Source organism: Phaeobacter sp. QD34_24 (assembly GCF_028890115.1).
Taxonomy (GTDB): Bacteria; Pseudomonadota; Alphaproteobacteria; order Rhodobacterales; family Rhodobacteraceae; genus Phycobacter.
The window spans coordinates 37,191-63,517 of the sequence record NZ_JARCJD010000005.1; the positions used below are offsets into that span (position 1 = coordinate 37,191).

24 protein-coding genes and 1 pseudogene are annotated in these 26,327 nt (G+C 62.0%); 17 read left to right on the forward strand and 8 right to left on the reverse strand.

Translation table 11 applies throughout. The annotated features are described in order from the left end of the window. Positions 1-141: 141 nt before the first annotated feature. From PXK07_RS05170 to PXK07_RS05180, 3 genes are all read right to left on the reverse strand, one after another. Positions 142-1,344, reverse strand: a complete 1,203-nt coding sequence (locus PXK07_RS05170) for a lytic murein transglycosylase (protein ID WP_274847321.1) — start codon at positions 1,342-1,344, stop codon at positions 142-144. A 98-nt stretch (positions 1,345-1,442) separates the two neighbouring features. Continuing rightward, a complete protein-coding gene (locus PXK07_RS05175; RefSeq protein WP_274847132.1) occupies positions 1,443-1,835 on the reverse strand; it encodes a carboxymuconolactone decarboxylase family protein in 393 nt (130 codons plus the stop codon). 127 nt (positions 1,836-1,962) lie between these two features. Continuing rightward, positions 1,963-3,105 (reverse strand): THUMP domain-containing class I SAM-dependent RNA methyltransferase, encoded by a 1,143-nt coding sequence (locus tag PXK07_RS05180; RefSeq protein ID WP_274847133.1) that lies wholly within the window; start codon positions 3,103-3,105, stop codon positions 1,963-1,965. A 290-nt stretch (positions 3,106-3,395) separates the two neighbouring features. Here PXK07_RS05180 and PXK07_RS05185 point away from each other — a divergent pair, with 290 nt between their 5' ends. The 12 genes and pseudogenes from PXK07_RS05185 to PXK07_RS05240 all read left to right on the forward strand — a co-directional run bounded on the left by PXK07_RS05185 (position 3,396) and on the right by PXK07_RS05240 (position 13,987). Further along, positions 3,396-5,129 carry an ABC transporter substrate-binding protein gene (locus PXK07_RS05185; protein ID WP_274847134.1) on the forward strand — a complete coding sequence of 578 codons (1,734 nt, stop codon included), beginning with the start codon at positions 3,396-3,398 and terminating at the stop codon, positions 5,127-5,129. A gap of 195 nt (positions 5,130-5,324) precedes the next feature. Then, positions 5,325-6,401, forward strand: a complete 1,077-nt coding sequence (locus tag PXK07_RS05190; protein WP_274847135.1) for an ABC transporter ATP-binding protein — start codon at positions 5,325-5,327, stop codon at positions 6,399-6,401. Positions 6,402-6,409: 8 nt separating this feature from the next. Then, positions 6,410-7,495: an ABC transporter ATP-binding protein gene (locus tag PXK07_RS05195; protein WP_274847136.1), complete on the forward strand. Its 1,086-nt coding sequence runs from the start codon at positions 6,410-6,412 to the stop codon at positions 7,493-7,495. Next, positions 7,492-8,355, forward strand: coding sequence for a carbohydrate ABC transporter permease (locus PXK07_RS05200; protein ID WP_274847137.1), 864 nt, complete (start codon positions 7,492-7,494; stop codon positions 8,353-8,355). Before PXK07_RS05195 ends, PXK07_RS05200 begins: the two co-directional genes overlap by 4 nt. Positions 8,356-8,366: 11 nt before the next feature. Continuing rightward, positions 8,367-9,164 (forward strand): carbohydrate ABC transporter permease, encoded by a 798-nt coding sequence (locus PXK07_RS05205; protein WP_274847138.1) that lies wholly within the window; start codon positions 8,367-8,369, stop codon positions 9,162-9,164. A 1-nt stretch (position 9,165) separates the two neighbouring features. Beyond that, a complete protein-coding gene (locus PXK07_RS05210; protein ID WP_274847139.1) occupies positions 9,166-9,444 on the forward strand; it encodes a DUF2160 domain-containing protein in 279 nt (92 codons plus the stop codon). Between the two features lie 306 nt (positions 9,445-9,750). After that, the gene (locus PXK07_RS05215; protein WP_274847140.1) at positions 9,751-10,146 is read left to right on the forward strand and encodes a BlaI/MecI/CopY family transcriptional regulator; all 396 of its coding nucleotides are present in this window, start codon (positions 9,751-9,753) and stop codon (positions 10,144-10,146) included. Beyond that, a complete protein-coding gene (locus tag PXK07_RS05220) occupies positions 10,136-11,284 on the forward strand; it encodes a M56 family metallopeptidase (RefSeq protein WP_274847141.1) in 1,149 nt (382 codons plus the stop codon). The genes PXK07_RS05215 and PXK07_RS05220 overlap by 11 nt, the downstream gene beginning before the upstream one ends. 198 nt (positions 11,285-11,482) lie before the next feature. Continuing rightward, positions 11,483-12,145, forward strand: a complete 663-nt coding sequence (locus PXK07_RS05225; protein ID WP_274847142.1) for a GntR family transcriptional regulator — start codon at positions 11,483-11,485, stop codon at positions 12,143-12,145. Between the two features lie 309 nt (positions 12,146-12,454). Further along, positions 12,455-13,345, forward strand: coding sequence for a 2-dehydropantoate 2-reductase (locus PXK07_RS05230; RefSeq protein ID WP_274847143.1), 891 nt, complete (start codon positions 12,455-12,457; stop codon positions 13,343-13,345). A 2-nt stretch (positions 13,346-13,347) separates the two neighbouring features. Next, positions 13,348-13,503 (forward strand): annotated as a pseudogene (locus PXK07_RS05235) (hypothetical protein); the annotation flags it as partial. Between the two features lie 343 nt (positions 13,504-13,846). Beyond that, entirely contained in the window at positions 13,847-13,987 is a 141-nt protein-coding gene (locus tag PXK07_RS05240) for a hypothetical protein (RefSeq protein ID WP_274847144.1), read from the forward strand. 23 nt (positions 13,988-14,010) lie between these two features. Here PXK07_RS05240 and PXK07_RS05245 read toward each other — a convergent pair whose 3' ends face one another. Then, positions 14,011-15,666 (reverse strand): FAD-binding dehydrogenase, encoded by a 1,656-nt coding sequence (locus PXK07_RS05245; protein WP_274847145.1) that lies wholly within the window; start codon positions 15,664-15,666, stop codon positions 14,011-14,013. 338 nt (positions 15,667-16,004) lie between these two features. Between PXK07_RS05245 and PXK07_RS05250 the strand changes: the two genes are divergently transcribed. Together PXK07_RS05250 and PXK07_RS05255 are read left to right on the forward strand one after the other, a co-directional pair. Further along, on the forward strand, positions 16,005-16,376 hold the full coding sequence (locus tag PXK07_RS05250) for a nuclear transport factor 2 family protein (protein WP_274847146.1): 372 nt from the start codon (positions 16,005-16,007) through the stop codon (positions 16,374-16,376). A gap of 72 nt (positions 16,377-16,448) precedes the next feature. Continuing rightward, on the forward strand, positions 16,449-17,849 hold the full coding sequence (locus tag PXK07_RS05255; protein WP_274847147.1) for a M20 family metallopeptidase: 1,401 nt from the start codon (positions 16,449-16,451) through the stop codon (positions 17,847-17,849). A gap of 4 nt (positions 17,850-17,853) precedes the next feature. Here the strand turns inward: PXK07_RS05255 and PXK07_RS05260 are convergent, their stop codons facing one another. The 4 genes from PXK07_RS05260 to PXK07_RS05275 all read right to left on the reverse strand — a co-directional run bounded on the left by PXK07_RS05260 (position 17,854) and on the right by PXK07_RS05275 (position 23,603). Next, complete coding sequence (locus PXK07_RS05260; protein ID WP_274847148.1) at positions 17,854-20,286, reverse strand: Lon protease family protein; 2,433 nt, start codon at positions 20,284-20,286, stop codon at positions 17,854-17,856. Positions 20,287-20,327: 41 nt separating this feature from the next. Further along, positions 20,328-20,990 carry a phosphoribosyltransferase gene (locus PXK07_RS05265; RefSeq protein WP_274847149.1) on the reverse strand — a complete coding sequence of 221 codons (663 nt, stop codon included), beginning with the start codon at positions 20,988-20,990 and terminating at the stop codon, positions 20,328-20,330. A 63-nt stretch (positions 20,991-21,053) separates the two neighbouring features. Continuing rightward, a complete protein-coding gene (locus tag PXK07_RS05270) occupies positions 21,054-21,965 on the reverse strand; it encodes a CobW family GTP-binding protein (protein WP_274847150.1) in 912 nt (303 codons plus the stop codon). Positions 21,966-21,974: 9 nt separating this feature from the next. Next, positions 21,975-23,603: an amidohydrolase gene (locus PXK07_RS05275; RefSeq protein ID WP_274847151.1), complete on the reverse strand. Its 1,629-nt coding sequence runs from the start codon at positions 23,601-23,603 to the stop codon at positions 21,975-21,977. A gap of 97 nt (positions 23,604-23,700) precedes the next feature. Between PXK07_RS05275 and PXK07_RS05280 the strand changes: the two genes are divergently transcribed. From PXK07_RS05280 to PXK07_RS05290, 3 genes are all read left to right on the forward strand, one after another. Next, complete coding sequence (locus tag PXK07_RS05280) at positions 23,701-24,660, forward strand: LysR substrate-binding domain-containing protein (RefSeq protein WP_274847152.1); 960 nt, start codon at positions 23,701-23,703, stop codon at positions 24,658-24,660. A gap of 97 nt (positions 24,661-24,757) precedes the next feature. Then, complete coding sequence (locus tag PXK07_RS05285; RefSeq protein WP_274847153.1) at positions 24,758-25,537, forward strand: ABC transporter substrate-binding protein; 780 nt, start codon at positions 24,758-24,760, stop codon at positions 25,535-25,537. An 86-nt stretch (positions 25,538-25,623) separates the two neighbouring features. After that, entirely contained in the window at positions 25,624-26,313 is a 690-nt protein-coding gene (locus tag PXK07_RS05290) for an ABC transporter substrate-binding protein (protein ID WP_274847154.1), read from the forward strand. Positions 26,314-26,327: the final 14 nt, after the last annotated feature.

The window sequence follows — 26,327 nt, forward strand, 5'->3', positions numbered from 1 at the left end:
GATTTAAGGAATGGCGCGGGTGCGGTCAAGCGGGAAAATCGGCTGGATCGGGTTTTCCACAAAAAAAATCGCACACCTCAGAAATTCTCGTGGCGACATCGTGCGTTAGATGGACCCGGGATTCTCGCCAAAGACAGGTGACTACCGAACAAGAGCCGCCTTGATCGTCGGATCGGGAAAACAGGTCGCGGCGTCTCCTCTGGCCTCTTGCCAACGCCCGATGGAGCGGCGCGTCTTGAAACCGGCCAGCCCATCGGCGCCGCCAACATCATGGCCTTGGCTCTCCAGCACCCGCTGCATGGCGGCCACATCCGAGCGCAGCAGCCCGCCAACCGCGCCCCAGGATGCAGAGAAGTCACCCACTCCGAACTGGATGCGGTCCCCCACATGGCCCACGAACAGGGCGTAGAGATCGCTCATGTTGTAGTCTTTCAAAACGTAGAAATTCGGCGTCATCACAAAGGCAGGTCCGTGGCGCCCGGCAGGAAACAGGAGATACCCCTCCCCTTGCAGTTCATGCTTGGGGAAGGGGCGGCCAGAGACGCGGGTGATCCCCAGTTCGGCCCATTCGGCAATCGAGCGCCCCTGATCGGGGCCTTCCAGGGTGCAGGAGACCGCATCGGGCACATGCACTTCGAACCCCCAATCCCGACCCGTCTGCCAGCCGTGGCGCTGCAGGTAGGCCCCGATCGAGGCGATGGTATCCGCCTCGGACGACCAGATATCGGCATGGCCGTCGCCATCGTCGTCACGGGCATATTTCAGGTAGTTCGATGGCATGAACTGCGGCTGCCCCAGCGCCCCGGCCCAGCTGCTTTTCATGGCGCGCGCCGGGGCGTGCCCCGCCTCGGCGATCTGCAGCGCTGCGATCAGCTCCTCTCGGAAATAACCGGCACGCGTGCTCATGAAGGCCTTGGTGCCCAGAACCTCAAAGGCATCATGGGGAATGGCGACGCGGCCATAGGCGCTTTCGCGGCCCCAGATCGCCAGGATGATCCGCCACGGCACCCCGGTTTGCCGCGCGACCCGGTCCAACACAGATTTGTGGCGGCGCGCCATCTGCTTTCCGACCGAGGTCGCCCCATCGACCGACCCACGGTTGAAGTATTTCCCCGGGCTTCCGAATTCGGCCTGTCGTTGTTTCTTCGGTGGCTTGGGCGCGCTGCCGGGGGGCACAAGATCCGGCAGCTTCCAGTTCAGCTGCACCCCATCAAAGGCCGCCTCAAAGGTGCGCGGCGAGACCCCTGCCCTCTGGGCCTCGGGCCAAATGTCCCGGTTCAGCCAGGTTTGAAACTGGCGCTCGACAGCCGCGCGATCCTGGGCCCACACGGGCCCGCCCCCCATCAGCAGGCAAACGGGCAGCACAAGGCTAAGCTGCCTAAGGCCGCGGCCAAGCCAAGACAATCCTGAGCACCCCAAGATCACGGGACAGGGCATCCGCTTCATTCTGCCGCCCCGGCCTCTGCCAGGACTTTACGGGCCACACGGAAACACTCCAGGGCCTGGGGTACGCCGCAGTAGATGCCGATCACATGAATGATGGCGCGCAGCTCCTCCTGGTTCACGCCATTGGTCAGCGCACCTTTGCAGTGCACCTCCCATTCATGCATCTTGCCCAGCGCACCGATCATCGACAGGTTCATCATCGACCGTGTCTTGGCGTCGATCACATCGTCCCCCCAGCCAAATCCCCAGCACCAGGCGGTCATCGCCTCCTGAAAGGGGCGCGTGAACTCATCGGCAGCGGCGAGGTTTGCATCCACATATTCGGCGCCCAGCGTGGCGCGGCGCTGTTCAAGCCCTTTAAGAAACAGGTCTTCGTCGAATGTGCTCATGGCGAGGCTCCAATATTATTGTCCCCTGAGCCATTGGGTCAGGATGGCGTCTCAGCCATGATTGCAACAATCCCACCCCCTTTACCACGATCAAAAGCAGGCGCGGGCCAGTATCACGCGCCCGCCCTCAGGGCAGAGGATCGGTGCGGTAGAGCCGGATCTTCAGCCCGCCATGGGCGACCGGCGCCCCATTGGGCAGAAACGGCAGCTCTGTCGCCTTTGCCAGGGCCGCGTCGCTGGTCGCGATGCCGACACGCCAGCCCGAGAACCGCTCCTTCAAGGTCTTCCCTAGAGCGCCATAAAGCGCAAACAACAGCTTCTTGTTGCCGATCCGCGCCCCATAGGGCGGATTGACGATCACCAGTCCCGGCGCGCCCTCGGGCGGTTGCAGATCGCTGACCGCCTGTTGCGAATAGGCTGTGCAGCCCTCGACACCGGCGCGCGCGGCATTTGCCGTGGCCATCTCTACCGCGCCCGCATTCCGGTCAGATCCGTAAAAGGTCACTTCGGTTTGCCCCGTGGAGCTTGCAGCGCGCATCTCCTCCCAGGCTTTGGCGTCGAATGTGGCCAATTGTTCAAAGGCAAAGCTGCGACTGCGCCCCGGCATCAGCCCCAGCGCCATCTCGGCCGCTTCGATCACGAAGGTGCCCGAACCGCACATGGGGTCCACCACGGTTTCAGACCCGTCAAAACCGCACTGCCGCAGGAACAAGGCCGCCAGGGTTTCGCGCATCGGCGCCTTGCCGACGGCCGACTTGTGGCCCCGCTTGTGCAGCCCCTCGCCCGAGGTGTCGACGCTGAAGACACAGAGATTGTCCTCGATCCGGCATTTCAGGGTCACGCTGGCGCTGCTTTGCGCCTCAGTCGCGTTGGGGGGCACGATGGTGACACCCAGCTCCTCGGCCAGAGCGCGCTCGATCCGCTGGGCGGCGGCCCCTGCATGGTAGATCTTGGATTTCTTGTTGGTTGCCACCTCGACCCGCACGGGCACATCGGCACGCAGGACATCGGACCAGGGGAATTTGCGGGCGCGCTTGTCCAGCTGCGCCAGGTGAAAAGCCCGGAATTCACCGATCCGCGCCAGCACCCGCGCCGCGCCGCGCAAGCACAGGTTGGCGCGCCAGACATCCGTCCAACCACCGGTCACGATGACGCCGCCGGGCACCGCCTTGGGATCGGCGAATTGCAAGTCGCGCACCTCTGCCAGCAGCATCTGCTCCAGCCCAGGCGCCACGGTCAGGAAGATCTCGAATGTCTCTGTATCTGTCATGGTCCACTCCATAGCGGCAAAGACAGCGACCCGCGACGAAAAAAAAACCTCCACGCACCGCCCCGGGTGGCAGAGACATTGGAGGCGCGACTTGCCGCGATGCGGCACAGGGATGATGCAAACGCGGCATAAAAACGCGACACCAAAATCAAGAATAATCACAATTATGTCATGTACTTACATAATTACTAATTTTTTAGTTTGACAAAATGCCGCGCCCTGTGAAACCTCTGATGCAGTCAGGTGCATTTAACGCACAGCTGACCATAACGACTTTAGGGAGGAGAAAGATGCGCAAGTATCTTTTGTCCGCAGCAGCGGTTTGCGCCGTGGTTGCGGGACAGGCAGCCTATGCCGATGAGGCCGCTGCCAAGAAGTGGATCGATGAAGAATTCCAACCCTCGGCGCTCAGCAAGGACGAGCAACTGTCAGAGATGCAGTGGTTCATTCAGGCGGCTGAGCCTTACAAGGGCATGGAGATCAACGTGCTGTCCGAGGGCATTCCCACGCACAGCTATGAATCCGAAGTGCTGACCAAGGCGTTCGAGGAGATCACCGGGATCAAGGTCAATCACCAGATCCTTGGCGAAGGCGAGGTGGTGCAGGCGGTTCAGACCCAGATGCAAACCAAGCGGAACCTCTATGACGCCTATGTCAATGATTCCGACCTGATCGGCACCCATTCGCGTCTGCAACTGGCCTACAACCTGACGGACATGATGGCAGGCGATTTTGCGGGCGTCACCAACCCCGGCCTGGACCTGGATGACTTCATGGGCACCCAGTTCACCACCGGCCCGGACGGCGACCTCTACCAGCTGCCCGATCAGCAGTTCGCCAACCTCTACTGGTTCCGCAAGGACTGGTTCGACCGCGAAGACCTGCAGGCCGCCTTCAAGGCGAAATACGGTTACGACCTGGGGGTTCCGGTCAACTGGTCCGCCTATGAGGACATCGCCGAGTTCTTTTCCGAAGACGTGAAGAACATCGATGGCGTCGATATCTACGGCCACATGGACTACGGCAAACGCGCACCCGACCTTGGCTGGCGGATGACCGATGCCTGGTTGTCGATGGCCGGTGCCGGCTCCAGGGGGGAACCGAACGGGATCCCGATCGACGAATGGGGCATCCGCATGGAAGCGGGCACCTGTAACCCGCAGGGCGCAAGCGTCACCCGGGGCGGTGCGGCCAACGGTCCTGCTGCGGTCTATGCGATCCGCAAGTGGGATGAATGGCTGCGCAACTATGCGCCTCCGGGTGCGGCGTCTTATGACTTCTACCAGTCCCTGCCCGCGCTGGCGCAAGGCAACGTGGCCCAGCAGATCTTCTGGTACACCGCCTTTACCGCCGACATGGTGAAGCCCAAGTCCGAAGGCAACAACACCGTGGATGACAGCGGTACGCCGCTGTGGCGCATGGCCCCCTCGCCGCATGGCCCCTATTGGGAAGAAGGCCAGAAGGTCGGTTATCAGGACGTTGGCTCCTGGACCTTCCTCAAGTCCACGCCGCTGGACCGCGCACAGGCTGCATGGCTCTATGCGCAGTTCGTGGTCTCCAAGACCGTGGACGTGAAGAAGTCGCACGTTGGTCTGACCTTCATCCGCGACAGTTCTGTCAACCACGCAAGCTTTACCGAGCGTGCGCCGAAACTGGGTGGCCTGGTGGAATTCTACCGCTCGCCCGACCGCGTGGCCTGGTCGCCCACCGGCGTGAACGTGCCGGATTATCCGAAGCTCGCCCAGATCTGGTGGCAGCAGATCGGTGACGTGAACTCCGGCGCCTTCACCCCGCAGGAAGCCATGGATCGCCTGGCCGAGGAGATGGATATCACCATGGCCCGGATGCAGCGTGCGGATGAGCAAGCGAACATCTACGGCGGCTGCGGCCCGCGTCTGAACGAGGAAAAGCCCGCCGAGTGGTGGTTCGCCAACGGCGGTGCCAAGCCGAAGCTGGAGAACGAAAAGCCCATGGGCCAGACCGTCAACTATGACGCGCTGGTCGCCCGCTGGGCCAAGCAGTAAGGCGCCTCTCCCCGCCGGGTCTTGAACGCGACACCGCGTGCCGGACCCGGCACCCCGCCCCGGAGCCTCCCCCGCGATGCTCCGGGGTCTTTATCCCAACATACGACACCTCCCCCTTGCCGTCGTGCAGGGGATGCTGCCGACCTCACCGCATCTGGTGGTCTGCGGCCCACAATGCCGGAAAGCCTTATCAAGATGGCACTTGAACTCAAAAACGTGACCAAGCGCGTCGGCGCGGTCGAGCACATCAAGGAGACTTCCCTGGTGCTGGACAGCGGTCACTTCAACGTCCTTCTGGGCGCCACCGGGTCGGGAAAGACCTCGCTCATCAAGTTGATGGCCGGGCTGGATCCGATGGCCAGCGGCTCTGTCTGGATGGACGGGCAGGACGTGACCCGCCTCAGCACGCAGAAACGCAACATCAGCCTGGTGCACCAGTTTTTCATCAACTACCCGCACATGACGGTCTTCGACAATATTGCCTCCCCGCTGAAGGTTGCAGGCATGGCGAAGTCCGAGATTGAGGGCCGCGTGGAAGAGGCTGCCGATATCCTGCAGCTGCGCCCCATGCTGCACCGCCGCCCGCATGAACTGTCGGGCGGGCAACAGCAGCGCTGCGCCCTGGCTCGCGCCATCGCCAAGGAAAGCCGTGCGGTCTTCCTCGACGAACCCCTGGCCAACCTCGACTACAAGTTGCGCGAAGAGCTGCGTGACCAACTGCCCGACCTGTTTGCCGGGCGCGGCGCGGTCGTGGTCTATGCCACCTCGGAACCGGAAGAGGCGCTTCTGCTGGGCGGCAAGACGGCGCTGATGCGCGATGGGCGCGTGACCCAGTTCGGCGCAACGGCAGATATCTACCGCAATCCGGCCAATGTGGAGGCGGCCCGCGTATTCTCGGACCCGCCCATCAACACCGCCGAGATCCAGAAAGAGGGCAACACGGCGCGGCTGACGCGGGATGTGTCCTGGCTGCTGGATGGTGCGGCTGCGGATCTGCGCGATGGGACCTACACCATCGCAATCCGCCCCCACCACGTGCTACCCTTCGCAGGCGCAGGCCCCGCGGTGCGCATCGCGGGCCGCGTCCAGGTGACCGAGCTCTCAGGCTCTGAAAGCAGCGCGCATTTCGACCTGGGACTGCCCGGCTCAAACGACAGCTGGGTCAGCCTTTCGGCGGGTGTTCACCCCTATGAGGTTGGCGAAATGCATGATTTCTATATGGATCCTTCGGCGGCCTATGTCTTTGCCCCCGACGGCTCCCGCGTGGCGTGAGGCGAAACATGGCCAAGATTACACTTTCAAAGCTGCGTCATAGCTATCTGCCGAACCCGGGCCCTGAGTCCGATTACGCGCTGAAGGAGATCGACCTTGATTGGTCCGACGGCGGCGCCTACGCGCTCTTGGGACCGTCGGGTTGCGGCAAATCCACCCTGCTCAACATCATCTCCGGGCTTCTGGTGCCCTCGGACGGCAAGATCCTGTTCGATGATCGTGACGTCACCACCCTGCCGCCCGATCAGCGCAACATCGCGCAGGTGTTCCAGTTCCCGGTGATCTACGACACCATGACGGTCTACGACAACCTGGCCTTCCCCCTGCGCAATCGCGGCAGGGACGAAGCCACGGTCAGGACCCGCGTCACCGCCATTGCCGAGATGCTGGAGCTGACCGAGATGCTGAACACCCGCGCCGCGGGCCTCAGCCCAGACACGAAACAGAAGATCTCGATGGGGCGCGGATTGGTGCGTGAGGACGTCAATGTGGTGATGTTCGACGAGCCGCTAACGGTGATCGACCCGCATCTGAAATGGAAGCTGCGTTCCAAGCTGAAAGAGCTGCACCAGCGCGTGAAGGCAACGATGATCTACGTCACCCACGACCAGACAGAGGCGCTGACCTTTGCCGATCAGGTGGTGGTGATGCAGCTGGGCGAAGTCGTGCAGGTCGGCACGCCCGTAGAGCTGTTCGAACGCCCCGCGCATACCTTCGTCGGTCACTTCATCGGCTCGCCAGGAATGAACATCCTGCCCTGCTCCCTGGTGGAGGGACAGGCGCGTTTTGCCGATCAGGCGATTGCCCTGGAAGGCCCGATACAAGGCACCCCGCAAGGCAAGACAGAGATCGGCATCCGCCCCGAATTCGTTTCTCTTGCCACCAGCGGCCTGCCCGCAACGGTGACCAAGGTCTCTGACGTCGGCCGCCACACGGTTGTGGAATGCACGGCAGGCGGTGAACGCATCAACGCCATCATCGAAGGGGGCGCACCGGAAAAAGGCGCCTCCGTTCATCTTGAGTTCCGACGCGACCAGACCCGGCTTTATGTCGATGGCTGGCTCGCCACCACCCCAGAGGAGGCCGCGGCATGAAGACCGAAAACCAGAAAGCCTGGCTGTTCGTCCTGCCGGTGCTGGCGCTTGTCGCCTTCAACGCGCTGATCCCGATGATGACGGTGGTCAACTATTCGGTGCAGGAGACATTCGGCGACAACGTCTTCTTCTGGCAGGGGCTGGACTGGTTCCAGCAGATCCTGCGCTCGGAGCGGTTCCATGACGCGCTTGGCCGCCAGTTCCTGTTCACCTTCCTGATCCTGGTGATCGAGGTGCCGCTGGGCATCGCCATTGCCCTGTCGATGCCACGCAAGGGATTCTGGGTGCCGGTCTGCCTTGTGCTGATGGCGCTGCCGATGCTGATCCCCTGGAACGTGGTCGGCGCCATGTGGAACATCTTCACCCTGCCCGATATCGGCCTTCTTGGGTATGCGCTGAACCATGTCCTGGGTATCAACTACGACATGACACAGGATCCTGTTGCAGCCTGGGTCACCATCGTCACCATGGATGTCTGGCACTGGACCTCGCTTGTGGTACTGCTCAGCTATGCGGGCCTCGTGTCGATCCCCGACGCCTATTACCAGGCGGCCAAGATCGATGGGGCCTCCAACTGGGCGGTGTTCCGCTTCATCCAGCTGCCCAAGATGAAGACCGTTCTGACCATCGCGATCCTTCTGCGGTTCATGGACAGTTTCAACATCTACACCGAGCCCTTCGTCCTGACCGGAGGCGGCCCCGGCAACTCCACCACGCTTCTGTCAATCGACCTTGTGAAAATCGCGCTTGGTCAGTTCGACCTTGGTCCCGCCGCCGCCATGTCGCTCATCTATTTTGCCATCACCCTGCTCGTCAGCTGGCTGTTTTACACGCTGATGACCAAGGATGACCTGAACTAAGGGAGGGAAACGTGCAGAAAAGATCCATCGTTCCCATCGTCTATATCCTGTTTCTCATGCTGCCGATCTACTGGCTGGTGGCGATGAGCTTTAAGACAACCAATGAGATCCTCGCGGGGTTCTCCCTGTTTCCCCAGACCTTCACGCTGGAGAATTACCGGACGATCTTCACCGATCCGACCTGGTACTGGGGCTATATCAACTCGATCCTTTATGTGTCGATCAACACGGTGATCTCGGTCGCGGTGGCCCTGCCCGCCGCCTATGCCTTCAGCCGCTACCGCTTTCTGGGCGACAAGCAGCTGTTCTTCTGGCTCTTGACCAACCGGATGGCGCCTGCGGCGGTTTTCGCCCTGCCCTTCTTCCAGCTCTATTCCGCTGTCGGGCTGTTCGACACGCACCTCGCCGTCGCCCTGGCGCACTGCCTGTTCAATATCCCGCTGGCGGTCTGGATCCTCGAAGGCTTCATGGGCGGCGTCCCTAAAGAACTGGATGAGACGGCTTACGTGGATGGCTACTCCTTCCCGCGGTTCTTCGTGGTGATCTTCATCCCAGCGATCAAGGCGGGGGTCGGTGTCGCGGCCTTCTTCTGCTTCATGTTCTCTTGGGTCGAGCTGCTGCTGGCCAAGACCCTCACGGCGGTGGCCGCAAAACCCATCGCCGCCACCATGACCAAGACCGCGTCCAGCGCCGGCTACGAGCTGGGCCTTCTGGCGGCAGCCGGTACACTTACAATCATTCCGGGCGCCATCGTGATCTGGTTCGTCCGCAACTACATCGCAAAAGGCTTTGCGATGGGGAGGGTTTGACATGCTATCCTGGATGGCCTGGACCTGGCCGACGGCCCTGGTCTTCATCGGTATCTTCTCCGCCATCGCGGTGCTGATCGTTCTGGAAATCCGCCACCCCGGCGGCGCCATGCGCAAGGGCGTGCTGGGCCTCACCACCACGCGTGGCGACCGGCTGTTCATCAGCCTCTTGGGCACCGCCTATATCTTCCTCGCCTGGCTCGGCCTTGTGGGCATGCCGCTCTGGACCCCGCTTGGCCTGTCCATCGCCTGGGGCCTGTTCTGTTTCTGGAAAGTCTGACCCTAGCGGGTCAAGGAGGCCGCAGGCCCCGCCAAAGGCGGCTTGTCCTTGACGCGCCACAGAACACACAATGAAGATCGGCCTTGAGGGCAGACCTGCCCCTCAAGGCCTTCTCAGCACAAAACACCCCACTGCGGCACAGGCGACGCCGAAGTCGGACCATCGCCGCGCCCCTTGCAGAAAAAAAGCGCGCGGAAGCGCACAATTTGAAACCGCGCGGCCGCTCCACTAAAAAAATAGTTTTCAACAGGCCCCGCTTTCCCTAGCATAGCCAAACGACCAAGACGGATCTGGACCACGGCAGGCATGCGCAAGAAACAGGACAAATCACTTCTGACCGAGGTGGAGCTGGAGTTCATGACCGTTGTCTGGGAAACCGGTGGCGGCACGGTGCGCGATATTCTTGCCGAGCTGAACAAGGCGCAGGAGCGCGCCTATACCTCCGTTGCCACGGTCCTGAAGATTATGGAGCAAAAGGGCTTCCTGACCAGCGAGCGCGCCGACCGTTCCCTCGTCTATCGCCCTGCCGTTCCCAAGGCAGAGTACCAGAAAACCTCGCTGAAAAACCTTTCGAGCAAACTCTTCAATGGCGCGCCTGCGGCGCTTGTCGCCCGCCTGGTTGACGATGAGGAGGTCACCGACGAAATGCTCGAAGAAATGCGGGCGCTTCTGGAGGAAAGGCTGGGGGACAATGCAACCTGATGCTCTGCTGAATGCCTATATCGATCTGAACATGTTGCTGATCGCGGGAACGGTGCTGTGGTATGCCACCCGCAAGATCCTGTCGCGCAGTCGCCTGGGGGCGACCTACGGCCCGCAACTGCGGTTGCTGAATACGGTCACCCTTCTCTTGGCCCTGTCGCCGGTCCTCCTGCTGGCCCTGACCAGCCTGGTCCTGTTCCACCCGCCGAACCTGTCGGATCTTCTGGTGGCGCAATATCTGCAGGGCAACGTCGGCATGAGTGCCACCCGCTTTGAAGACCTGCTGGGCCTGCGCGAGGACCTGGTGCGCAGCATGACAAGCCAGCAAACGCTCTGGGCGCGGCTGGTCCTGGCAGGGCTTGGCGCAGGGGCACTGTTCTTCCTGGCGCAGCTGATGCTGTCGATCCTGCGGCTCAGACGCGGCTTGCAGCAAAGCTATGCCTGGAAACGCATCGGGCGCGTACATCTCATGTGGTCGGATCAGGCCCGCGTGGCCTATTCCACCCGCGGGATCTGGAACCGCTATGTGGTTCTGCCCACATCGCTGCTCAACACACCACAGGACCTGCCCCTGACAATCGCCCATGAACTGCAGCATTTCCGCCAGCGTGACATTGAGTGCGAATTTCTGCTGGAGGTCCTGCGCCCGCTCCTGTTCTGGAACCCCGCCTTCTATGTCTGGCGCCGCGAAGTCCGCCTGTTGCGGGAATTTGCCTGCGACCAGGCTCTGATGGCCCGGGCCGGTTTCGATCTGCGCGGCTATTGCGAATGCCTGATCCGCGCCTGTTCGCAGGCCGCCAGCGATCCGGTACTGTTTGCCCGCCGCAGCCCTGCTGTTGCCTTGGTGGATCGCCGCGAGACCCGCCCCGGATCCTCGGCACTGGAACGGCGCCTGCGCACTGTCACCATGCCGTTGCCACAACGCGGCAGCACCCTGGCATGGGGGATGGTTTCGGGCGTGATGATGATTGCCGTTATGGCCACTGCGCTGTTGCTGCAACGCCCCGCGGATTGGAGCCATGACCGGATCATGCTGTCGACCATCGTCAATCTGGAACGCATGGCCAGCCGCGCGGCAACGGCGCCGCAAAGCTCTGTCAGCACTCTGAACGGTAGCTTCACAGCCGCCAGCCAGTAGCCTCTCCCCTCCACCGATCTCACCCCCGGCCTTTCGGCTCCGAACCGGGTTGTGACACAGGCTCTGCCAGCAGGTGCCGCCCCTGTCTGCCGCCCGGCCCCAGCGGTGCCGACGCTGCGGTTTTGCCGGTTGCTGCCGCCAAAGCTTTGCAGATCGGCAAAAAGATCCTATCAAGGCGATGAGGAGGATCCCAACCGCATGAAGCTCAATCCCGTCGACATCTCGAAAACCGCCTCAGCGTCATCGATCGTCTTTGAAGCCCTGCGCAAGGCGATCATCGAGGGAGATCTGAAAGAGGGGGAGCCCCTGCGCCAAGATGAAATCGCCGGCATGTTCAATACCAGCCGCATCCCGGTGCGCGAGGCGATTTCCCGGCTTGAGGAACAGGGGCTGGTCAAGACACAGCGCTACAAGGGCGCGGTGGTGGCAGGCCTGTCGGCTGAAGAAGCCCATGAGATCTTCGATTTCCGTGCCCTGATCGAACCGGAGGTCATTCGCCGCGCGGTCCCGCAAATGTCGCACGAGACGCTGCAGCGGGCCAAAGCCTGCCTGGAAGCCTTCTCGGAATCGGACGAGCCGATGACCTGGGGCCGGTTGAACCGGGATTTCCACTCGGAACTCTACAAGGCAAGCGGCCTTAGCTACCATCTTGACGCGATCGAGAACGCCATGGACCGGGTGGATCGGTATCTGCGCGCTCAACTGGTCCTGTCAAACGGCATGCGGCGCGCCCATGAAGAGCATCTTGCCATCTGGGAGGCCTGCAACACCGGCAATGCCGCCGAGGCGGCAGAATTGACCCGCCGCCACATCACCGATGCGCGCGATACGCTGATGGAAAACATTGCATCGCTGCGCTGAAAAGGTGGGTCGTTTTCAAAATCAAGGCGATAAACCATCGTAAAACCGTGATCGCTTTACCCTTTGTCTTCGGCAGGATTGGCTGTAGAACCGTATTCACGAGATGCTGCGGCGTCGTCCTGGCCACCCCCGCTGCGATGGCTCCCAGAGACCTACCCCATGCATGGCGTGGGCCAATCCGGAGCACAGGCGGTTGAACGCATCCCCGCAAAGCATTTCCATATTGGGCGCCGGCGCCATCGGGTGCTTTCTTGGCGCACACTGGGCGCCTGCCCTTCGTGCTGCGGGCGCAAGGAAACCTGGAACCGGATGGGAACCGGGTCACTCTCCCTGACGGGGGGGGACCCCCTGGAAACGCAACTGTCGCTGCTGGATCTGGCGAACAGCCCCGAGGCGCTGAGCACTTCCGATGTGATCGTGCTGACCATGAAGTCGACCGGATTGGACCAGGCGATCGAAGAAATCCGCGACCATGCGCCGGAGGGCACGCCGATCATCACCCTGCTCAACGGGGTGTCGGCCACGCAACATCTGCGCCATAGCCTGCCAAACCACAGGATCATCCCCGGGATGGTGCCCTTCAATGTGGTCTGGAGGTCGAACCGCCACCTGCACCGTTCAAGCCCCGGTCAAGTCACTGTGGAGCGCTGCGCCATCACCGAGAGCCTGGCCCGCACCCTGGCGGCGACAGGCGCGCCCATCGCCGTGCAGGACGACCTGCTCCCCCATCAATACGGCAAGCTATTACTGAACCTGATCAACCCGATCAACGCCCTGAGCGGGCTGCCGCTGCACGCGATGCTATGCGACCGAGGCTACCGTCGAATCTACTCGGCCGCCTTGCGCGAGGCGCTGGCGGTCTATGCCGCCGCCGGTGTGCGCTGGCGCAGGGTCGGACCGATATCGCCGCATCTGGTGCACCGCCTGCTCTTGTTGCCAAACGCGCTGTTCAACACCACCCTGCTGAAGATTCAGAAACTTGATCGCAATTCGATGACATCCATGGCCGTCGATCTGGCGGCGGGGCGCGCGACGGAGATCGACACCATCACCGGCGAGATCCTGAAACTGGCCCAAAGCTCGGGCTGTAGCGCGCCGGTCAATGCCGCCCTATATGATATGATCAAGGCAGCAGAAGCCGGACCGGGTCCTGCGCAGGGGTTTTCCGCAGAGACGCTGCTGCGTGATTTGAGGCTTTGACGATGACCGTTCAGGAAGAGAACACCCCCGTCTTCGGACGGCTCAAGACACGCGAGACCCCGAAGCAGGCCCGTGCGGTGCAGCGCATTCATCTTATCCTGGCGACCACCGCACAGCTGCTGACCGAACTGCCCCTGAATGCAATCACCACCACCCTGATTGCCCATCACGCCGGAATCCCGGTCAGTTCGATCTATCGCTACTTTACCGATGTCACCCATGTGCTGCGCGAACTCTACCTGCAAAGCGCCCAGGAGTTGCGCGATCGGGCCCTGGAAACCCTTGAGGATACCGAAACCTGGCCCGGCTGGAGAGACCGCCTGCGCCATATCATCACGACCCAGCGGGATCATATCCAACACAATCCCTTCTACCCGCCGCTGCTGATGCATTTCGTCTCGCTGCGGCCCACCGTTGCTGCCGAAGACAGCGAGCGGGAATACCTAACAGACATGCTGGAAACGCGGCGCCGACGGGTTCCGGGGCGGCGACCCCAAGGTGGTGGCCCACACGGTCCTGCAGATCGCCGTCACCATGGAGGATTTGACCGCGGCTCAGAAGGACAGCTACAGGGCCGATGTCTTCGCCGAGGAAACGCTCACGGTCCTTGGATGTTACCTGGCGAACTACCTTCGCGACTGAAGCGTGTCCCGCTGGCGCAGGGATCAGGCAATTGTATCGCTGCGCCCCACCTGGCGGCCCGAGAAAATGCAGCCACCAAGGAAGGTTCCCTCCAGCGCATTGTAGCCGTGATAGCCACCGCCACCAAAGCCTGCAACTTCCCCGGCGGCAAACAGGCCCGGAATGGTCTGCCCCTCGGCATCGATCAACTGACCGTTCAGATCGGTCTGCAACCCGCCAAGGGTCTTGCGGGTGATGATGTTCAGCTTGACCCCGATCAGAGGGCCGTTTTCGGGATCCAGGATCCGGTGCGGTTTCGCCGTACGCATCAGCTTGTCGCCCCGATAGTTGCGCGCGGCGTGAATGGCCATCATCTGCGCATCCTTGGAGAAGGGATTGTCGATCTGCGCATCACGGGCGGTGATCTCGGCCCGGATCTTTTCCACATCCAACAGGTCATCGCCCTGCAAAGCGTTCATCTTGGCCACCAGATCGTCCAGCCGCTCGGCCACCACGAAATTCTCGCCCTTGTCCTTGAAGGCCTCCACATTGGGCGTGGCCTTCTTGTTCAGTAGTCGCTGTTTCAGCACCTGTTTCCAGCTTTTCGAAGCCAGATCCGGGTTCTGTTCCGACCCTGACAGGGCAAATTCCTTCTTGATGATCTTCTGGGTGGTGATGAACCAGGAATAATCATGGCCGGTTGCCAGAATGGCCTTCAGGGTGCCCAGGCTGTCAAAGCCGGGCATCGCAGGCGGGGCAAAGCGGTTGCCGTTTGCGTCGAACCACATCGACGATGGCCCCGGCAGAATGCGAATGCCATGATTGGGCCAGATCGGGTCCCAGTTCTTCACGCCTTCGGTATAGTGCCACATGCGGTCGGCATTGATCACATGGCCGCCGGCCGCTTGCGTGATCGAAACCATGCGACCGTCCACATGGGCGGGCACGCCGGCGATCATCTCCTTGGGGGCGGAGCCAAGCCGTTCAGTCGGCCAGGCCTTGCGCACCAGATCCAGGTTGCCGCCAATCCCGCCCGAGGAAACCACCACACTGGCGGCCTGCAGTTCAAAATCGCCGATCACCTCCCGGTTGGTCTTCTGACCACGGGCGCTGCCATCCGCGGCCAGGATTTCTCCGCTGATGCCCTTGCAGGCTCCGTTTTCCATCAGGATATGCGAGCAACGATGGCGGAATTTCAGGGTGATCCGGCCCGTCTTCTCATGCTCCCGTACACGCCGTTCGAACGGTTCTTGCGTACCCGGGCCAACGCCCCATGTCAGATGAAAGCGCGGCACCGAATTGCCATGCCCCGAGGCAAAGGAGCCACCGCGTTCGGCCCAGCCCACGATGGGAAACCAGCGCATGCCCATGGCATGCAGCCAGGGGCGCATCTCTCCGGCGGCAAAGTCGATGTAGCTTTCCGCCCATTTGCGCGGCCAGTGATCCTCGTCGCGGTCAAAACCCGCACTGCCCATCCAGTCGGAATAGGCCAACTCGCGACTGTCACGGATCCCCATGCGCCGCTGTTCGGGACTGTCGATCATCAATAGCCCCCCCAGGGACCAGAACGCCTGCCCGCCCAGAAACCCTTCGGGTTCCTGATCGACGATCACGACCCTCTTGCCACGATCCGCCAGTTCGGCCGCGGCTACCAGACCGGCCAGCCCGGCCCCGACAACGATCACATCAGCCTCTTGCATCCCATCCCTCCCAAAGACGACGCATTTACGGCACCAGCAACACCCGGCGCTGCCGCTTCTCCCTCCGATGCCAATCCAGATCAGCGAAAAACCCTGTGGCTCAAAAAGCCTAGCAGCTTGCCACCTGGCTGCCCAGAATAACCGAAGGGCAGCAAAAAGCTTCCATTTTGACATTTCGGGCACAGTTGCCCCGATCGAGAACTCTCCACTCGACGGATGGAAGCAACACGTCATAAGGTCGCCAAAGAGTGTGTTTCAACAGGTAAGACTACGTGACAAGCAAGACGGATTTGGTGCGCTTTTGGGTTGAAGAAGTATGGAGCAAGGATAACGACAAGATGCTGGGCGAGATGTTCGCCGCCAAGACCATAGCGAGTGGTCCGGTCTCGAGCCTGGCAGGCAAGGATTTCAGATCAACGGATATCGTCTCCGCCTTGAAGGCGCTGTTTCAGTGCAAGCCGGATTTGACATTTACGGTGATGGAGGAAATGGGAGACTGGATACTGACCTGCTTTACGATCTCCGTGAACGAGCATCCGCAGCGGCCCCCGTTCGAATTCGATGGCCAGATGGTCTTCAAGATTCTGGATGACAAGATTGCCGAGATCCACTCCAGCCTGAATTATATCAAGATGTTCGAAGGCCTGGGGCAGATGCCCGAGGACACCCTGCTGGTCGCCTTGACCGGCGCCGAACTGGACTGGAAATGACACGGCGCGCAGACGGTTTAGGTCCTTCATCAGTGCCTTTTTACCCCCTTACCTATTAGCAGCGGAGACCAGATGCCCCCCTCTTCCTCCCCAACGCGAACCGGTGCGATCAGCCGCGTCGATGGCTATTTCTCGGACGGCGGTTTCCAAAAAGATCTATCCGACTGGGTCGCCTATCCCACCGAAAGCCAGAAACCGGGCAGCGGCCCAGAACTTATGCGCTATCTGGAAGAGGCGATCCGTCCCAGGTTGCAGGCGGCCGGGTTCACCTGCGAGATCTTTGAGAACCCGGTTCAAGGCGGCGGCCCCCTGCTGGTGGGAGAGCGGATCGAGGATCCTGCCCTGACCACCATCCTGACCTATGGGCACGGCGATGTGGTGCGCGGTCAGGTCGATCAGTGGCGCGCGGGGCTGGCACCTTTTGAGCTGACCCAGGAGGGCGATCGCCTTTACGGTCGCGGCAGCGCCGACAACAAGGGGCAGCATCTGATCAATATCGCCGCGTTGGAGGCGGTTCTGGCCGAACGCGGACACCTGGGTTTCAACGTGCGCATCGTGATCGAGATGTCCGAGGAAACCGGATCCGCCGGGCTGGCTGAATTCTTTCGCGCCCAGAAAGACCGGCTGGCGGCGGATGTGCTGATCGCCTCGGACGGGCCGCGCCTGCAGCCCGACACACCAACCCTGTTCATGGGCTCGCGCGGCGGGGTGAATTTCGACCTGGTGCTGAACCTGCGCGACGGCGCCCATCACTCCGGCAACTGGGGCGGTCTCCTGGCGGATCCCGCGATGATCCTGGCCCATGCGCTGGCCACCATCTGCGACCGGCGCGGCCAGATCCAGATCCCCGAATGGCGCCCCGACAGCCTGACGGATACGGTGCGCGCCGCCCTGGATGGCCTGCCAATCGAAAGCGAAAATGGCCCGCAAGTGGACGTAAACTGGGGCGAAGAAAGCCTGACCCCGGCCGAGCGCGCCTTTGGCTGGAACTCCTTTGCGGTTCTGGCGATGCAGAGCGGCGTGCCCGAGGCGCCGGTCAACGCGATTTCAGGCCATGCAAAGGCCACCTGCCAGCTGCGCTATGTGGTCGGCACCGATCCCGAGGACATCATCCCGGCCCTGCGCAGACACCTGGACCGTCACGGGTTCCAGGAGATCGAGATCGTCCCGGACCCGGGCGGCCCCTTCAAGGCCACGCGGCTGGATCCGAACCATCCTTGGGTGAAATTCGTGGCAGGTTCGCTGACCCGTACCGCCGGGAAAGCCCCGCATATCCTGCCCAACCTGGCCGGATCGCTGCCCAACGACTGTTTTGCCGATATCCTCGGTCTGCCCACCGTCTGGATCCCGCATTCCTATCGCGGCTGCTCACAGCATGCGCCGAACGAACACGTCCTGAAACCGGTTTGCCGGGATGCGCTTGGGCTGATGGCGGGGCTGTTCTGGGATCTGGCCGACAAGCCGGAAACCTAAAGCCCTAGTCGCTGTCCTCCGATGCCGCAGAGGTGTCAGACCCGCCCATCGCCGCGCGGGTCTGGGCAAACTCCAGCAGCTTGACCTCGATATTGCCATTGATCGAGCCGTCTTCGAACTCTCCGTGCAGGTCGCGCAGACCGGCAGGCAGGCCGGTCAGCTGTTCGATCGCCTCATCCACATGGGACACCGCGTGGATCTGGAATTGTCCCGCGCGCACCGCCTCGACCACCTCGGGCTTCAGCATCAGGTTGGCCACATTGGCGCGCGGGATCACGACGCCCTGCCGCCCCGTCAGTCCCTGGGCCTTGCAGACCGCGAAGAAGCCTTCGATCTTCTCGTTGACGCCGCCGATGGCCTGCACATCGCCCATCTGGTTCACCGATCCCGTCACCGCATAGGACTGGGAGATCGGCACCTCGGCCAGGGCCGACATCAGCGCACAGAGTTCCGCCAGCGACGCGCTGTCGCCTTCGACGCCGCCGTAGCTTTGCTCGAACACCAGGCTGGCCCAAAGGGACAGGGGCGTTTGCGGCACGTAGCGTGCAGCCAGGTAGCCCGACAGGATCAGCACCGCCTTGGAATGGATCGGCCCGCCCATCTTGGCTTCGCGCTCGATATCCACCACGCGCCCCCCGCCAACCCGGACCCGCGCGGTGATCCGCACCGGCGCGCCAAAGCTTTCATCGCCAAGGGCCGAGACCGTCAGCCCGTTGATCTGGCCGATCTCGCTGCCATGGGTGGAGATCAGGATGGTGCCGCGCTCGATCATCTCGTGCACGCGATCCCGGATCAGCCCACGCCGTTCCTCGGCCGCCTCGATCGCGCCTGTGACATGCTCTGCCGTGATCGCGGGGGCCTTTTCCTGGCGGGCGTGGTGATTGCCCTCGCGCAGGATGTCCCAAAGCGTCTCGATCCTGAGGCTCAGCTTTTCCTGATCCGCCGCCAGACGCGCCGCCGCATCGACCAGTGCTGCAACGCCATCCGCCGTCACCGGGCGCAGCCCCTCGTCGCGCACCAGGCCGGCAACACGCCGGGCGAAAAGCGCAACACTGTCTCCGTCGCGTAGCATGTCCGGACCGAATTCGGCGGTGACGCGGAAAAACTTCTCGAAATCGGGATCGAACTCGGTCAGCAGCATGTGCAGCATCCGATCCCCGACCAGCACCACCCGCACATCCAGCGGGATCGGTTCGGGCTTCATCGTGGTGGTCGAGATCAGCCCCAGCCGCTCTCCCGCCGTGATCACATGCACCGCCTCAGTCTCAAGACAGCGTTTCAGTGCGTCCCAGGCCAGGGGTTCGCCCAGAACGCGCCGCGCATCCAGCACCAGAAAACCGCCATTGGCCCGGTGCAGCGCGCCCGGCTTTACCTGGGTGAAATCGGTCACCAGCACGCCCTGCGTCGCCATATAGTCGATCTGGCCGGTCAGATTGGCAAGCGTCGGCAGGCTTTCCTCCACCACCGGTGCGGTTTTGCCCTTGGGATCATGGGTGACCACCACATTCACATGGTAGCGGTGAAAGCGCGGATCTTCCCGCAGCGCCGCCAGCCCGGCTGGAAACGGATCCTTCGAGCGCCCCAGTTCCAACGACAGGAACAGATCGGCATGAGAGACCAGATCGTCGCGCAGCGCCCGGAAATAGGGGCCAAGCTCGTCAATCTCGACAAATCCGCGACAGGCCCGATCCACGGCGGCATCGACGGCAATGCGCGCCATATCCGCATTGAGATGGGTCAGCGCATCGCGCTGCTGGCGCTCATGCTCGGGCTGATCCAGCAGAAAATCCTCAAGCTCTGCCTGGATGTCCGAGACCGCCACGCGGATCTGGGCGCGTTCCTCTTCGGGCAGTTTCTCGATCACCTCGGGTTTCAGGATCTCATCATCGCGCTTGGCCGCCAGCGAAAACCCCATCGGCGTGCTCAGGATCGCAACATTCTGCGCCTCGGCCTTCTGGCGCAGGGTGTCAAAGGCCTGCTCCCGGCGCGCGTTGAACTCCTGCTCCAGCGCCATGCGCTTGTTCTGGTAATCCTCCGACACCAGAAGCGCCGGAATATGGTTCGCCAGTTCCTCCAGCAACCGCACCATGGCACTGCGCAGCAAGGGTCCCTGCCCCCGGGGCAGGCAAATCGCATTGGGCTGATCCGCATCGTCGAAGTTCTGCACATAGACCCAGTCCTTGGGCACCGGGCGGCTAGCCGCCTCTTCCTCCAGCACCCGCAGCACGGCGGATTTACGCCCGCTGCCCCGTGGCCCCTGCACATAGAGGTTGAAGCGGCGGTGCTGCATCTGCGCCGAAAGCCGGATTGCCTCCATGCCGCGTGTCTGACCCAGCTGCCCTTCGAGCGGTTCAAGGTCAGCGGTGGTTTCAAACCCGAGTTCGGCCGGATCGCAGATCCGTCGAAGCGCGTCGGGCGACAAGGCCGTGTCAGACATGGATAATTCCCAATCGGTGTCTCTGAATGCGCTTCAGGGTGTCACACTTGCCCCTGCTTCGCCAAGCTCTCTGCCTCGTCCAGAAGGGCGATGACCTCAGCATCCGAAGTTTGCGCGAAATCGGCGTAAAAGCGACCAATGGCGCCAAAGGGCTGCGGCCTGTGCAGGCAGATCAGCTCATCCACCTCTGCCGCCAAATCCTGCGCCACATCAGGCGGGGCCACGGGCACAGCCAGCACCAACCTTGCAGGCTTTCGGGCACGCACCGCCCGGAGTGAGGCGCGCACCGTTGCCCCGGTTGCAATCCCATCATCGATCACGATTGCCGTGCGCCCCTCGGGCGAAACCTGCCTGCGTCCCTTCAGGTAGAGCTCCCGGCGGCGGCGGATTTCCTCGAGCCGGGGATTGGACATCTCCTCGATATCGGACTGCGACAGGTGGAAAGAGCGGGCAATCGCCGCGTTCACGACAATCTGCGGATCATCGCCGTTGACCACGGCGGCTACGGCCAATTCCGGCTGCCCGGGCGCGCCGATCTTGCGCACCATGACCAGATCCATCGGCGCCTTCAGGGTGCGGGCCACTTCAATCGCCACCGGCACGCCACCGCGCGGCAAGGCCAGAACCAAGGGGGCGTCGTAATCCTTGGTGGCAAGGGTCGCGGCCAATGCCTGGCCTGCGTCGCGTCGGTCCTGAAAGATCACGGCATCCTCCCCCGCTGCATCTCTTCCCACCCCGAAGGGCTGCAGCAGCAGTACCCGGTTGGATCACGACACGCCTTGATCGACCTCAACCCCGCAGGCTGCCGCCCACCAATCGGCGCAGGCCTGCGCCGTGACCTGCCCCGCAACGCCGATCCCGACCAGATGCGTGCCCTGCACCTCAGCCTCCCGCGTGATGCTGACATTCTGGCCGACGACCTGAACCAGCCAGCCCTGACCGTCAGGATCAGCGACAAAACCCTTGACCCTGAACAGCCCTTCGGGGCGCCGCTCCAGCGCCTCTGCCAAAGCGGCGCGGGTCAGGCTGGCGGGGCCGCTCATGTGCCAATGCATGTAAGCCGGATGCGCACGGACGGGAGACTGAGGCGAGGTCGGCGTTTCAGGTATCGACAGCAGCAAGGCCGCGACCTGCTCGGCATCGCTTGCCAACACCTGCGCGCTGCGACTGTTTGCCATCAGGTTCAGCGCCAGGGCATCCGGGATCTGATCTGTCTTGCTCAGCACCAGGAGATCAGCACAGGCCACCTGATCGCGGATCTGGGTTCCGATCAAGGGATCTCCGGACAGGGCCGCATAGCTGGTGGCATCCACCACGGTCACAATGCCGCCATAGCGCAGCTCCGGTTCGGCTACGGCAGCATTGGCGATTTTTGCAGGATCGGCGATACCGCTGGCCTCGATGATCAGATGATCCGGGCGTGGGCTGCGATCCAGCACATCGGCAATGGCCATGAACAGATCCCCGCCCATGGTGCAGCAGACACAGCCATTGGTAAGCGTCAGCGTGTCCTCATCGGCACTGTGCAGCAGTTCGGCATCGATATTGATCGCGCCAAAATCATTGACCAGCACCATCAGCCGCGCCCCATGCGGCTCGGCCAATAGCCGGTTGATCAGGGTGGTCTTGCCCGCGCCAAGGTAGCCCCCGATCACGGTCATCGGCAGGCGGTTATCCATTGTGCCAGATCACAGCAGGTGCACCTGGCCACCAAAGACCGTGCCAAGCACCGGCACATCCTTCAGCGCCTCGGGGTCCACCGCTGTTGGGTCGTCGCCCAGAATTGCGAAATCGGCCTTCTTGCCGGTCTCGATACTGCCGATCTCGTGATCAAGCTTCAGCGTATAGGCAGCACCCAGGGTGATGGCGTGGAGCGCCTCTGCAACCGTGATCCGCTGTGCCTCTCCCAGGGTACGGCCGCTCATGGTCTGGCGGTTGACCGCGCACCAGGCGGTGAACAGGGGCGCCAGCGGGGTCACCGGGGCATCCGAATGGATCGTCATGTGAACACCAGCGTCCAGCGCCGCGCGGCAGGCATCCATGCGCGTGGCACGGTCCTCTCCTATCGTGGCAGCGGCGTGCTGATCGCCGAAATACCAGATGTGATTGGCAAAGATATTGGTGCATATGCCCAGTTCGGCGCAGCGCTCGAACTGATCGCGCCCCATCATCTGGCAGTGCTGCAACACATGGCGGTGCCCCTGCCCCGGAGCCCGGCGCAGCGCGGCTTCGATGGCGGCGATTGACACCTCCGAGGCCTCGTCCCCGTTCACGTGGATATGCATCTGCACGCCTTCTCGCTGCATCACCTCGCACAGCGCATAGATCTGGTCCGGGGCGGTGTTCCAGATGCCGTTGGGCTGCCCGCCCACGTAGCCCGGCCATTTCACCCGCGCGGTCCAGCCCTGGATCGAGCCGTCGGTCATCAGCTTCACCGCCCCCAGGCGCAGCTTGTCGGTGGAGCGGGCGCGCAAAGCCTTGGCGCGTTCCGCGATCTGGTCGGGGGCGGCCCCCATGGTACCCAGCGCCGGCACGATGCGCAGCGGGAAGGTCTCATCTCCCGTCACCTCCAGCATCACCTCAAGATCACTGTCTTCCATGGTGGAGAAAAGATCCGTTATCGTAGTGACCCCGGCCCGTTTGGCCACTTCCCCATAGGTGCGGATCGACTGAGCCTGCTGGGAAAGGCTGCGAAAATCGATACCAAGACGACGCATCACCGGGAACATGGCGGCCATTTCCTGCAACTCTCCGGAGGGCAGGCCATCCGCGGCTTTCAGCACGCCTTCGGCATTGGTTTCCCGCCCGTAGCCTGCCAGTTCCAAGGCCTTGGAGTTCACGCACATCAGGTGAAAGTTCGAATAGATCACCGCGATGGGTCGCTCAGCACTGACTGCATCCAGATGATGGCGGTTCAAACGCTCGCTGGGCAGGAAGATCGGGTCGAAACCCCAGGCGATCAGCGGGGCCTCCGGATCCAGGGTTGCGGCGTAATCGGAAAGACCGGAAACCACCGCGCCGATGTCCGTCATGCCCTGCCACAGCCGACCTTCGGGATCGATGCGATCATGGTATCCCGCATAGGCGTAGTTCCACATCGAACCGGCCATCATATGGGCGTGCCCTTCGACAAAACCGGGCAGAAGCACCGCATCCTGCAGACGGTCATCTTGGTGCACGGTGCCCCATTGCTGCGCACAAGAGGCATCGCCCACGGCCAGAACCCTGCCCTCCTTGACCGCGACATGCGTGGCAACCGGGCGGTTTGGGTCAAGGGTGATGATCTTTTTGGCTTTGAAAACAGTAATATCTGACATGAATTACTCCCATCTGCCCTTTTGGGATAGCCAAGCTTTGACCCGTGGAAAAATGTAATTACTGTCAAGCTATCCATTATTGAATGCGGGAAGACACATGCGATTCACGCTGAAACAACTACGCTATTTCGACGCCGCGCTCAGGACCGGTTCCATTGCGCGGGCCGCGGTGGAGATGAATATCTCGCAATCCTCGATCACCGCCGCCATCGACATGATCGAGCAGACCACCGGTGCGGAACTGCTGCGGCGGCTGCCTGCGCGCGGGATCGTGCCCACCAGCAGCGGCCTCGCGGTCGGAGAGCGCATCCAGGCGTTTCTTGAACAATCGCGCATCTTTGAATCGGACCTGATGGCGCTGACGGGCGATCTGTCCGGCACCCTGCGGATGGGATGTTATGCCCCAACGGCACCCTATGTCTTGCCGCCGATCCTGAAACGGATCTCTCAGGACTACCCCGCGATCCGGATCGAGTTGAAGGAAGGCGACATGCAGTCGATTGCAGAGTTGCTGAGTTCTGGCGCCATCGACGTGGCCCTGACATACCGGCGCAACACGCCCGACGCGCAGCCTTTTATCCCGATGTTTCGCGCAACTCCGATTGCATTGATCCCGGATATCTCTCCGCTGGCGCAACATCAGGAGGTCGATCTGCAGGATCTGGCGGAATTGCCGATGATCCTGCTGGACCTGCCCGGAACCCGTGCCTATTTTTGCAGCTTGTTCGAAGCACGCGGATTGCGCCCGAACATCGCGCATACCACCAAAAGCTCATCGGTGCTGCGCGGTCTGGTTGCTGCCAATTTCGGCTATGGCCTGATGAACATCTGCAGCCCGAACGACCGGGTCGGTCAAAGCGGATACGTGGCGCGCACGATCAGGGGCGATCTGGATTCTCCACAATATGGAGTGGCTTACACCGCCGCCTCGCAGCGGTCTGCGATTGTGAAATCGGTCTTGAACTCCTGCCGCGAAGTGGCCGAGCGCGGTGATTTTGATGAGATTTTATTTGCCAAACCGGAACAGCACGAAAACCCCGCGCCACCCTTCCCCTAAAAAATAGCTCTTTCACCCCTTTAAAAGACTGTTTTCTGCGGGGAGATGGCAGGACTAGCCTGATTGCAATAGCAAAAATACGATCAGGGAGATCCAGATGAAACTCATGTCACGCCTCTTTGGCGCGGCGGCATTCGCCGCATTGTGCTCTACCGCCCTGCCCGCCTTTGCAGATGGGGGCACGCTTGTGATCGCCTCCACCCAGGTGCCGCGCCATCTGAACGGAGCCGTGCAATCGGGGATCGCAACCGCCGTTCCCTCGACACAGATCTTTGCCTCGCCGCTGCGCTATGACGAAAACTGGGAGCCGCAGCCGTACCTGGCAAAAAGCTGGGAGATCTCCGAAGACGGGCTCAAGGTGACGCTGAACCTGGTGGAGAATGCCACCTTCCACGACGGCAAGCCGGTCACCTCGGAAGACGTGGCCTATTCGATCCTGACCACCAAGGCGAACCATCCCTTCAAATCCATGTTCGCACCGGTCGAAAGCATCGACACCCCCGATGCCCAGACGGTGGTGATCAACCTCAGCAACCCGCACCCGGCCTTGCTGTTGGCCCTGTCGCCCGCGCTGGCGCCGGTTCTGCCGAAACATGTCTTCGACGATGGGCAGGACATCAAATCCCACCCGATGAACGCCAAGCCCGTGGGCTCTGGCCCCTTCATGCTGGAAGAGTTCAAGCCGGGTGAGGCCATCGTGCTGAAGAAGAACCCGAATTTCTTCCTTGAGGGACGCCCCAAGCTGGATGAGATCATCGTCCGCATCATCAAGGACCCGTCTGCCCTGTTGATCGCAATGGAGAATGGCGAGGCGGACATGTATCCCTTTATGGCCGGCAGCCAGGAGATCCGCCGTCTTGAAAGGCAGAGCACCTGACTGTCACCGCCGAAGGCTATGCCGCCGTTGGGCCGATCAACTGGCTGGCGTTCAACACCGCTTCTCCGAAACTCAGCGATGTGCGCGTGCGCCAGGCCATTGCCTATGCGGTGGATCGCGATTTCATCACCAAGGCGCTGCACCGGGGCGTTTCCGCGCCGCAGCGCGGGCCGATCATCGAAGGCTCGCCCTTCTTTGATGCCAGCATCCCCGCCTATGACACCGATCTGGACAAGGCGAAGGCCCTGATGGCCGAAGCGGGCTTTGCCGATGGCATGGAGCTGACCATCGACTACATCCCCGGCCCCAAGGAGCAGCAGCAGTCGATTGCGGAGTACATGAAATCGCAGCTGAAGAAGATCGGTATCGATGTGACCGTGCGCGCCGCACCCGATTTCCCGACCTGGGCGGGCCGCGTTGGCGGACATGACTTCGAACTCTCCATGGATGTCGTCTTCAACTGGGGCGATCCGGTCATCGGCGTGCACCGTACCTATCTTAGCGACAACATCCGCCAGGGGGTGATCTGGTCCAACACCCAGCAATACGCCAATGACAAGGTGGACTCGCTGTTGAATGCCGCAGCCATCGAAAGCGATCCGGAAAAACGCAAAGCGCTTTACTCGGAATTCCAGCAGATCGTGGCGACAGACCTGCCCGTCTACTGGATCAACGCGCTGCCCTATCACACGGCCTATGACGCAAAGCTGCAGAACGTGCCCACCGGCATCTGGGGCACCATGCATCCGATGGACATGGTCTCCTGGGGCGAGTGATCCTCCCTCCACGA

What these genes read in the sequence shown, in the direction of transcription:
- PXK07_RS05170 (WP_274847321.1), bottom strand. Translation starts at nt 1,344, where the DNA reads ATGGGGGGCGGGCCCGTGTGGGCCCAGGATCGCGCGGCTGTCGAGCGC.
- PXK07_RS05175 (WP_274847132.1), bottom strand. Translation starts at nt 1,835, where the DNA reads ATGAGCACATTCGACGAAGACCTGTTTCTTAAAGGGCTTGAACAGCGC.
- PXK07_RS05180 (WP_274847133.1), bottom strand. Translation starts at nt 3,105, where the DNA reads ATGACAGATACAGAGACATTCGAGATCTTCCTGACCGTGGCGCCTGGG.
- PXK07_RS05185 (WP_274847134.1), top strand. Translation starts at nt 3,396, where the DNA reads ATGCGCAAGTATCTTTTGTCCGCAGCAGCGGTTTGCGCCGTGGTTGCG.
- PXK07_RS05190 (WP_274847135.1), top strand. Translation starts at nt 5,325, where the DNA reads ATGGCACTTGAACTCAAAAACGTGACCAAGCGCGTCGGCGCGGTCGAG.
- PXK07_RS05195 (WP_274847136.1), top strand. Translation starts at nt 6,410, where the DNA reads ATGGCCAAGATTACACTTTCAAAGCTGCGTCATAGCTATCTGCCGAAC.
- PXK07_RS05200 (WP_274847137.1), top strand. Translation starts at nt 7,492, where the DNA reads ATGAAGACCGAAAACCAGAAAGCCTGGCTGTTCGTCCTGCCGGTGCTG.
- PXK07_RS05210 (WP_274847139.1), top strand. Translation starts at nt 9,166, where the DNA reads ATGCTATCCTGGATGGCCTGGACCTGGCCGACGGCCCTGGTCTTCATC.
- PXK07_RS05215 (WP_274847140.1), top strand. Translation starts at nt 9,751, where the DNA reads ATGCGCAAGAAACAGGACAAATCACTTCTGACCGAGGTGGAGCTGGAG.
- PXK07_RS05220 (WP_274847141.1), top strand. Translation starts at nt 10,136, where the DNA reads ATGCAACCTGATGCTCTGCTGAATGCCTATATCGATCTGAACATGTTG.
- PXK07_RS05225 (WP_274847142.1), top strand. Translation starts at nt 11,483, where the DNA reads ATGAAGCTCAATCCCGTCGACATCTCGAAAACCGCCTCAGCGTCATCG.
- PXK07_RS05230 (WP_274847143.1), top strand. Translation starts at nt 12,455, where the DNA reads ATGGGAACCGGGTCACTCTCCCTGACGGGGGGGGACCCCCTGGAAACG.
- PXK07_RS05245 (WP_274847145.1), bottom strand. Translation starts at nt 15,666, where the DNA reads ATGCAAGAGGCTGATGTGATCGTTGTCGGGGCCGGGCTGGCCGGTCTG.
- PXK07_RS05250 (WP_274847146.1), top strand. Translation starts at nt 16,005, where the DNA reads ATGCTGGGCGAGATGTTCGCCGCCAAGACCATAGCGAGTGGTCCGGTC.
- PXK07_RS05255 (WP_274847147.1), top strand. Translation starts at nt 16,449, where the DNA reads ATGCCCCCCTCTTCCTCCCCAACGCGAACCGGTGCGATCAGCCGCGTC.
- PXK07_RS05260 (WP_274847148.1), bottom strand. Translation starts at nt 20,286, where the DNA reads ATGTCTGACACGGCCTTGTCGCCCGACGCGCTTCGACGGATCTGCGAT.
- PXK07_RS05270 (WP_274847150.1), bottom strand. Translation starts at nt 21,965, where the DNA reads ATGGATAACCGCCTGCCGATGACCGTGATCGGGGGCTACCTTGGCGCG.
- PXK07_RS05275 (WP_274847151.1), bottom strand. Translation starts at nt 23,603, where the DNA reads ATGTCAGATATTACTGTTTTCAAAGCCAAAAAGATCATCACCCTTGAC.
- PXK07_RS05280 (WP_274847152.1), top strand. Translation starts at nt 23,701, where the DNA reads ATGCGATTCACGCTGAAACAACTACGCTATTTCGACGCCGCGCTCAGG.
- PXK07_RS05285 (WP_274847153.1), top strand. Translation starts at nt 24,758, where the DNA reads ATGAAACTCATGTCACGCCTCTTTGGCGCGGCGGCATTCGCCGCATTG.